The organism is Pseudanabaena biceps PCC 7429, assembly GCF_000332215.1.
GTDB lineage: Bacteria > Cyanobacteriota > Cyanobacteriia > Pseudanabaenales > Pseudanabaenaceae > Pseudanabaena > Pseudanabaena biceps.
Genome location: NZ_ALWB01000395.1, coordinates 1 through 2052 on the forward strand (window position 1 = coordinate 1; position 2052 = coordinate 2052).

General features: G+C 41.9%; 1 protein-coding gene. It reads left to right on the top strand.

Annotated features, from left to right (window positions below):
* Positions 1-305: 305 nt before the first annotated feature.
* Entirely contained in the window at positions 306-1994 is a 1689-nt protein-coding gene (locus PSE7429_RS22675) for a phycobilisome linker polypeptide (RefSeq protein WP_009629740.1), read from the top strand.
* Positions 1995-2052 lie beyond the last annotated feature (58 nt).

A 2052-nucleotide genomic window follows, 5' to 3' on the forward strand; every position in this document is an offset into this window, starting at 1 on the left:
GAAAATCTATTTTGCTTATAATTATTAAGTAGTTAAGCATAATTAAAAACCAAAACCAGAGAGCATACCGCCCGCGCAGCGGGCGGTATGCTCTTCTAGGTTTTAAGTTTACTTATGCCTAGCTACTTATGCCCAGCTACTTATGCACTGGAAAAATATTACAAAAGATTACCAAGCAATCTTTTGTAATATTTGAGGTGTAAAAAAATTGATTTTCAGCGTCATTTTTACGGAATACTTATACAGATTATTTAAAAAGTTTTGAAATGCGATCGCCCGATCGCGATCGCTAGGATGATTTTGATATGAAAAGTTTAGATATTAATTCTGCCAACCCTAACCTAAGCGTTGACGAATATCAGCGAGTAACAATTGAGTTTGCTGGCGGCAATCATTCCAACAGAATGGCAAGAGGTGCTGCTGCGTATAAGGTAACAGTTCCGTATAGTTCCCTTTCCCAAAGATTGCAAGCAATCCATCGGTCTGGTGGCAAAATTATCAAAATATCTATTCCAAGATTGCAACTCAATTCTCTAACGACCGATCCTATATCTGTGGTTGAAGTTGCGCCATTCAGTCTTTCTACTCCTGCGATTGCGATCGAAGAACAAAACGAACAAACTGAACAAACGATAGAAGCTCTAGATACTCCTATAGAAGTTCCCACCGAATTATCAGAAATCCCTCTAGAACTCTCCCCAGAAAGCGATAAAGAGATTAATGCAGAAATCGCGCCTCTTAAGGAAGTTACTGAAGAGTTTGTTGTTAAACTCGAAGAAGTTGCCGAACCAGTTTCTCAACAATCTCCCGCAGAGTTTATCGAACCAGTTTCTCAGCAATCTCCCGCAGAGTTTACCGAATCAGTTTCTCAAAAATCTCCTGAACCAATTGGAGAAGACAACCTTGAAGTCATTACTCTTGAAGCCATTCCTGAAGCTGTATCCGAAACAATTTCTGAAAGTATTCCCGACGTAGTTCCCGAAGGGATTTCTGAAAGCATCCCTGAAGCAATTTCTGAAGGCAATATTGAAATTAAAACTGAACTTATCTCGGAAGCAGCAGTGTCCGTTGTAGAGAAAGAAGATTCACCCGCAAATATAGACGCTAAACCCAAAAAATCACGAGCTTCCAGCAAAACGGGTAATGGTTTTAACAAACAGGAGCCTATCGCGCAAGCTAAACCCAAAAAGTCACGGGCTTCCAGCAAAACTGGTCGTGGGTTTAGTAAACAAGGAGCCCTTACTCAAGGGAGCGAGCCTGAAGCGATCGCGGAAATTGCGATCGCCGCTGCATCTGTAAACATATCAGAACCAGCGATCGAAGCAATTGCTGATATCGAACCAATTGTAGAAATTGCAGAACCAATTGCCGAGCCTGTTTTAGAGCCGATTGCTGAACCAATTGCGGAAATTGCAGAACCAATTGCCGAGCCTATTTTAGAGCCGATTGCAGAACCAATTGCAGAAATTGCAGAACCAATTGCCGAACCTGTTTTAGAGCCGATTACTGAACCGATTGCAGAAATCGCAGAACCAATTGCAGAACCTGTTTTAGAGCCAATTGTCGAACCGATTGCGGAAATCGTAGAACCAATTGCCGAACCTATTTTAGAGCCAATTGTCGAACCGATTGCGGAAATCGCCGAACCAATTATTTTAGAACCGATTGCAGAACCAGTTGTCGAACCGATTGCTGAAGATACTGTTGGCGAACAAGCGCCTCATCACCTTGCCAAAGACTCTAGTGAACTTCCTGTTGAGGGCATTTTAGAAAATGCGCTAAAAACAGCCATTGAAACAACCATTGAAACAACCATTGAAAATGATGTTAAAGAAACTGTAACAGTTTCAGAAGTGGAATCTGTCAGCCCATTGGAAGCAGCAGCCCCATTACCAAAACCGAAAAAGTCTAAAACCTCTAGTAAAGCAGGTAGTGGTTTTAATAAGCCCAAAAGCGATCCCAAAGTCCCACGATCGCAGAAGCCAAAAGGTTAAGGATTTGCTAAGTAGTTCGGCATAATTAAAAACCAAAACCAGAGAGCATACCGCCCGC

What these genes read in the sequence shown, in the direction of transcription:
- PSE7429_RS22675 (WP_009629740.1), top strand. Translation starts at nt 306, where the DNA reads ATGAAAAGTTTAGATATTAATTCTGCCAACCCTAACCTAAGCGTTGAC.